This window comes from Methanothrix sp. (genome assembly GCA_029907715.1).
In the GTDB taxonomy this organism is placed as follows: domain Archaea; phylum Halobacteriota; class Methanosarcinia; order Methanotrichales; family Methanotrichaceae; genus Methanothrix_B.
Genome location: JARYLI010000031.1, coordinates 1 through 6,195 on the forward strand (window position 1 = coordinate 1; position 6,195 = coordinate 6,195).

Consider the following 6,195-nt stretch of genomic DNA (forward strand, 5'->3'; position numbering starts at 1 on the left):
GATCCTGATTGATCATGGCTTTCTGGGCGGTTGGCGTCTCTCTTCCATCCTCGCTCTTATGCATTCAACAACTTGTGGGTCATGCTTGGAGGTTGCTGAACGCAATCATTCCCCCCGGAAGGAGGGCAGAGCAGGAGCGGTGTCTCTTTGGGCAAGTCATCAGATGGATAAGAGCGTCCATCCTTCTCTCAATCCGCTGACTCGATGGATGAGCCCAGCGGTAATCGGCAACCTCTGACAGGATATCCAGTGGATCCTGCAGGGCTGGCGATTACCAGGCTGCGACATTACAGGTTAAATAGGTATGAAATCACAGCAAATGATCGGATGTGGTCTCATGGCTGCTAAAAAGATACCCGAAGAGGTGCCGATCTATCAGCTCAAAATAACTCTGAGCAAGATCAGGCCGCCGATATGGCGCAGGGTGCTGGTCAGGGGAGACACCACGCTGCTAAAGCTGCATAAAATCATCCAGGCTGTAATGCCATAGAAGATTATCATCTCCACCAGTTCATAGTCGGTGACGAGTATTATTCGACACACCTGTCAGAAGACCCTCTGCCCAGGGGTGTTAGAAACGAGCGTCACGTCAGCCTCTCAAAGGTTGCGCCCGCAGAAGGCCAACTTCCTTTACAAGTACGATTTTGGGGATAGGTGGATTCACGAGATACTGGTGGAGAAGATCCTGCCTCCAGACCCGGCGATGAAGCATCCTGTCTGTCTGGCCGGGAGGCGCTCAAGCCCACCTGAAGACTGTGGTGCCAATGGCTACTACATGTTTCTGTGTGCCATCAGCGATCCAAGCCATCCGGAGCATGAAACATGCTGGACTGGGTGGGTGGGGACTTCGACCCGGAGAGGTTCGATCTGGAGAAGGCCAACCGCCTGCTGAGCAGGATAAAGTAGCACTTTCGGATAAATGGCAGAGCGCGCTCCACGCGATTGAGGTAGGTGGCTGTATCGAGGGGGCTCTGCTTGGAATCAGCTTTGATCGTGCTGCATCTGCATGTATCTGCAGAGGCCTCTCACCTCGCACCTCCCGCAGAGCGGATTCCTGGCCCTGCAGACGAGCCTGCCGTGGCGGATCAGGTTGATGTGAAGTGATATGTACTTATCACGCGGTGTGATCTTCTCCAGAATCCTCTGCGTCTCAGCGATGCTGGCGTTCTCTGGCACCAGCCCAATCCTTCTTGAGACGCGGTACACGTGCGTGTCAACAGGCATCGCAGGCATGCCGAAGCCGAAGAGCATTAGCACAGATGCGGTCTTCGGCCCGATTCCTGGAATCGATGTGAGGTAGCTCCTGGCCTCCTCAGGGCTCATCTTCTTCAATGCAGAGAGATCCACAGAGCCGAAGTCCCTTCTCAGCCGCTCGAGAGCTCCCCTGATCCTGGCGGCCTTTATATCGGCCAGGCCTCCCGGACGGATCGCATCCGCGATCTCCTCGCTGGAAGCATCAAGGATCTCATCGTAGCTCCTGAATCTGCTCTTAAGCTGCTCGAACGCCCTGCTGGAGTTTATGTCAGACGTGTTCTGCGAGAGTATCGTAATCACCAGGAGATCGATGGGATCCACGCTTCTGACCTCAGGCACACCATAGACGCTCTCCAGTATCTCCATCAATCGATTGAGGCGATCATCGGACATTGGGCACCTGCCAGGTGGGCATCACTTCAATGGGCTCAGACTCCATCGACTCTGAAAACCCAATCCCCGCTAGATCTCGAAAAGGTCGAGACCTGTCAGCCGGGTATCACAGGCTCTTCCAGGTCCCGTCCTTGAAGACCCTAAGCGAGGAGCTGCTCTTCGCTGTGAAGATCGTCTTCGTCCAGTTCACCTCAAACGGCTCCCAGATCATCGAGGCCAGAGATCTGTTTCTGAAATCCGACTGAACTGCAGTGAGAGGATAGGAGAATCCACCAGTGTATGGCCTGTAAAAGCTCAGCGGCTGCGATACGGGGACCTTCGTATAGAATATGGGGTCCGTGAAGTACTGCCTTATCTCGCTGTAATCGGGCGACCCTACGTACCCTCCCTCAAGCCAGTCCGATGCGTCAGCGTAGATCAGAGATACGATCAGAGCCAGGAACAGGATTGAGATTCGCATCATACAGATCAGTATTCCATGGGGATTCTATTTAAGCATGGTGTTGTCTGTGCTGTGTTGAATAAATTGAGAACTAAAAGGTCGATAGCTATCGATTTTGCTATAATTGTAATTTGTATGGATTGGGGCTATGCTATCGGATTCTCAAACATTATTCGACGCAGCAGTTGTCTGGTGTTTTCATTGAGAACCTGTGAGACCATCGACGTGCAATCTGGGCACATGATTCCCCTCCTGAATGAGGACGCCTCGAAAAGCAGACCATGGAGAAAGAGACATGAGATAGAATCGCTCTCATCCATTTGATAACTTGCCTGGAGGAGCAGGGGTCATGCTGTGCGTTCGTTTCGACTTACCTTCGACTGTGTCGAAGGCGTAGCAATGAGTGCTTTCAGCGACCACATTGCATGCTCTACAAGTTGCTGCGCACATAAGAGCGAATCCTTATTCGGATAGGTCCCGATAAATATATATATTGATGAAAGAACAAATATGTATGCCACTGTGCCAAAATCAGAGAGATTTTTTGGTACTGCTTCTGGGGCTGCTGGCAGGAGTGATTTTGACCTTTGTGGTAGCGCGTTCATCCATGAGCACTCCTGTACTCACGGCGCTTGTGATCCTCTTGCTGTTCATATTCGCCAGTCTTCCCATATTGTGGAACATCAAGGGCTTCTACGACCATCTGAGAGATGTCCGGACTCTGCTTGAGAAGAAGCTGTCGACCGACTGCGACCAGGCTGACCTGATTCATCTGGTAAGGGATGCTCTGGTTGTTCAGTCCAGCGGGATGCAGGGCGTGGCCAGGGCCACAATGGCCCTGACACTCTGTGTCATCATCGGTGCTGCCATAGTCCTGCTCATCGCCAACCCACCTGATCAGGAAAACTCAATGCTGAAGGATATCCTGCTTGCGCTGACCGGAGCCATCTCTTCCATAGTCGGCTTCTACTTCGGCGGGCGCGCGGCGCAGAGCGCTGAACCACAAAATGGTGGTGGCTCTCCAGCGCCGGCGGCTGCGGCAGAAAAGCCAAAAATCACGAAGTTCACAACAGACCCCCAATCTCCAGCCACTCCAGGAACAAATGTAAAGCTCTCATGCAGCGCAACCAACCCATCCAATGGAGCCCTGCAGTACAAGTTCGAGGTTCTCGACAGTGCCGGGAAACGTATAGATGGATCTCCCGGATACCAGAACCAGAACGAATGGATGTGGACAGCCGATGTTTCTGAGGGCAAATACCTCCTCTGGGTTTATGTTAGAGACGGACTCCATGCGGATATCGGAGGGTATGACGCAAGGAAGCTGGTGGAATTCGAGATCAAAAAATAATAAAAATATTAATTATTCTTTTGCCAGCATGTCGTAGAGGAATGCTGCCACAAGCGCACCGAGCACAGGGCCTATGACGTATATCGGATAGTGGCTCCAGAGCACAGGGCCGCCCATGATGTGATCTATCAGGTAGGGGCCGAATGTCCTGGCGGGGTTCAGTGACGAGCCTGCGATGTTCCCTGTGGTCGTTATGACCCCCCCGACTGTGAGGCCTATGATGAGCCCGGCGAACCCCTGTGGCGCCCGCTCGTCAACAGCCACCCCCATGATCACCAGCATCAGCAGGAACGTCCCTATCGCCTCTGCTAGCACGGCCTGGCCGAATGATATGCCGGGGAACGGCGCAGTCGCTCCGAGACCGCCGACCATCACAGCATCAGATCCGGCGCTTGCGGCGAAGAGCAGGGATCCGAGAGAGGCGCCGATCAGCTGCGCCACTATGTACGGAATCACCTCGCCGCTCGGGAACCTCCTGGTGGCCCAGAGCGCTATCGTAACGGCCGGATTTATGTGCGCCCCCGAGACCCTCCCGAGAGCGTATATGACGCCCGCGATCGCTATGGCGAAGGCCATCCCTATCGCGAACCAGTCTCCCAGGCCGCCAAGCGCGCCGATCCCGATGTTGAAGGGGTTCGGCGGGCTGGAGCCCTTCGAGATCATGAGTGTGATGGCCGCGGCTCCAGCGCCGAAGTAGACCAGAATCGCTGTCCCGACGACCTCAGCAAGACATCTCTTTGCCAGGGACATGTCTCATCCCTCGTGGTATACAGCGTAGCATGGCTTGCAGAGAATCCTGGGAAGCCGTCTCTTCAGCTTCTTCGAGGGGAAGGGATATCCTCCCTCCCAGACCTCGATCTCATCCCTGACGAGATGATCCATGCAGACGCCCATCCCGCAGACTATGCATATCGCGACCGCCTCGGTGGTTTTGCCCTCGAGAGCGCAGAGATAGCATCTCATTCAATCCCTCACACGGCTTCCTTCCACTGGCAGTACTGATGCCTGAAGTCTATCAGTGATGCAGCGGCACAGTCCTTGCACACCCTTGCAGGCGATGCTGGCTTCTCCTTGTGGAGGGCTATTATGTTGGTCATCATCGTGGCTGTCACGGGCTCGCTCGTGAGCAGGCACGGATAATCAGCAAGCCTCATCAGAGCTGAGAATCTGACAGAGATGGCGCATCCTGGATATGCGTACCTCTGCGGGTTCATCAGGACATCGTTTCTGTGTATCGGATCGAGATCTACATCGAATCCCAGGACCTTCGGGATGATCTTCGTCTTCGCACCGTTCCTCATGCGCATGGCTTTGTCGAGGTACTTCCACCCTCTGAGAATCATGTCCATGAAGTCGCAGTTGTGGAGCTCTGCTGCTGCGCTTCTTGTGGGATAGAGCTGCACGTAGTTGTGGAACCTCTTCGTCAGAAGATCCACGATCATTATCGCGTTGAAGCCATCAAGCTCCAGGATGTGCTCGACAGCACATGCTGATGCGCCTGTGGCGAGCGCGAGCGGCTGGTACTCATTCTTGAACTTATCAACGGCATTCTTCAGCGTTGACTCCATAACCTCTGTTGTTGCCTCGATTGTAGCCATGACAACGTCATCCTTGCACATGTTGAATGTCGACTGAGCGATGTGATGCGCTATGTCTCCGACGCAGTATGCTGGCACTGTGACTATGTTGCCGTAGTGCACGCCATCGTCGATCGCCTCTTTGACCGCGCCCTTCATCCTGCTCTTGTAGCTCTGCATGTACTTTCTCACATCGAATGATGTGTGCCCTGCGGCATCCATCAGCTTCGCCTGCGCCTCGATTGGTGTTCTGTACACAGCCTGAATCATCTCGATCTCTTTCCTGATCGCGTCCGATAGTGTGGCACCCTTCTCGATCTCGTGCGCGAAGACCTCGCCTATGCCATAGGATGTGTTCATGCCCCACGATTTCGCAGCAAGTATCGCCTGCTTGTGATGCTCCGGTATATCGACGGTCTTGAGTATCCTGTTCACGACGTTGCTCGTCGATCCCGGGATCAGTGCGAAATCAACGACGCATGTTGGACCGTAGAACCCGCCGTATCTCCTGACCACCTCCAGTCCGATCAGCGCCTCAGCCTTTCCCACTGCCTGTATGAACGCCTCGACGCTCTTCCTGAACTTCTCGTCCTCCTCGTAGAGTATCTCCATTATGGCCGGTGTCTGGTAGTGCTCCACAAAGGGGTCGTCCTCCGGACGTATGGTCTTCGTGAGAGAGCTCAGTATATCGTAGTGCGCGTTCACCGAGTCGACGTGGAGCTTTATCACTGCCTTTGACTGGCCATCCGCGGCCTTCATCTTGTTGACCACATCGACATATGCCTTTGTGTCCGATACGACAAACTCCTGGCCTCTCTTTCTCTTCACCGTCTCGACATCTGCACGCTGGGCCATCATGGCCTCGTCAACCATTTTTTTGTATAGATCTGACATGCTCACCACTCCTCAGAACAGGGGATTGAGTCATCCTGATCATCATTGATCACAAAATCCATGTAACTGCCCTCAAACCCCAGTAATAATACACTCCTATTACAAATATAAGAATTTCGTTTTGTTATTTGCTAACACAGTTCATCCTGAAAAGATACCGGGCTCATCCAGTTGAATTGGTGGATCGGCAGAGAGTTGTGGGAAAAGACGCTCTTATGTATTCAGCAACTTGAAGGACACGCAGGCCGGTTGCTGAATGCACTCATACACTTAGAAGGAACGCA

The 6,195-nt window shown here is 53.6% G+C and carries 6 protein-coding genes and 1 pseudogene; 2 read left to right on the forward strand and 5 right to left on the reverse strand.

Annotation, left to right across the window (positions count from 1 at the left end; all coding sequences use genetic code 11):
- Positions 1-337: 337 nt before the first annotated feature.
- Positions 338-892: pseudogene (locus tag QHG98_09615) on the forward strand (plasmid pRiA4b ORF-3 family protein).
- Between the two features lie 89 nt (positions 893-981).
- On the opposite strand, the gene nth reads toward QHG98_09615, so the two are convergent.
- Both nth and QHG98_09625 read right to left on the reverse strand, forming a co-directional pair.
- The gene (gene nth / locus QHG98_09620) at positions 982-1,647 is read right to left on the reverse strand and encodes an endonuclease III (protein ID MDH7597972.1); all 666 of its coding nucleotides are present in this window, start codon (positions 1,645-1,647) and stop codon (positions 982-984) included.
- 106 nt (positions 1,648-1,753) lie between these two features.
- Positions 1,754-2,110, reverse strand: a complete 357-nt coding sequence (locus QHG98_09625; protein MDH7597973.1) for a hypothetical protein — start codon at positions 2,108-2,110, stop codon at positions 1,754-1,756.
- A 586-nt stretch (positions 2,111-2,696) separates the two neighbouring features.
- Between QHG98_09625 and QHG98_09630 the strand changes: the two genes are divergently transcribed.
- On the forward strand, positions 2,697-3,440 hold the full coding sequence (locus QHG98_09630; GenBank protein MDH7597974.1) for a hypothetical protein: 744 nt from the start codon (positions 2,697-2,699) through the stop codon (positions 3,438-3,440).
- A 12-nt stretch (positions 3,441-3,452) separates the two neighbouring features.
- On the opposite strand, the gene QHG98_09635 is transcribed toward QHG98_09630, so the two are convergent.
- Genes QHG98_09635 through QHG98_09645 form a run of 3 tightly spaced genes read right to left on the reverse strand, consistent with a single transcriptional unit; the run spans position 3,453 to position 5,911 of the window.
- Positions 3,453-4,190, reverse strand: coding sequence for an MIP/aquaporin family protein (locus QHG98_09635; protein ID MDH7597975.1), 738 nt, complete (start codon positions 4,188-4,190; stop codon positions 3,453-3,455).
- Between the two features lie 3 nt (positions 4,191-4,193).
- Complete coding sequence (locus tag QHG98_09640; GenBank protein ID MDH7597976.1) at positions 4,194-4,403, reverse strand: DUF2180 family protein; 210 nt, start codon at positions 4,401-4,403, stop codon at positions 4,194-4,196.
- A gap of 8 nt (positions 4,404-4,411) precedes the next feature.
- Positions 4,412-5,911: a DUF2193 domain-containing protein gene (locus tag QHG98_09645; protein MDH7597977.1), complete on the reverse strand. Its 1,500-nt coding sequence runs from the start codon at positions 5,909-5,911 to the stop codon at positions 4,412-4,414.
- Between the last annotated feature and the right edge of the window lie 284 nt (positions 5,912-6,195).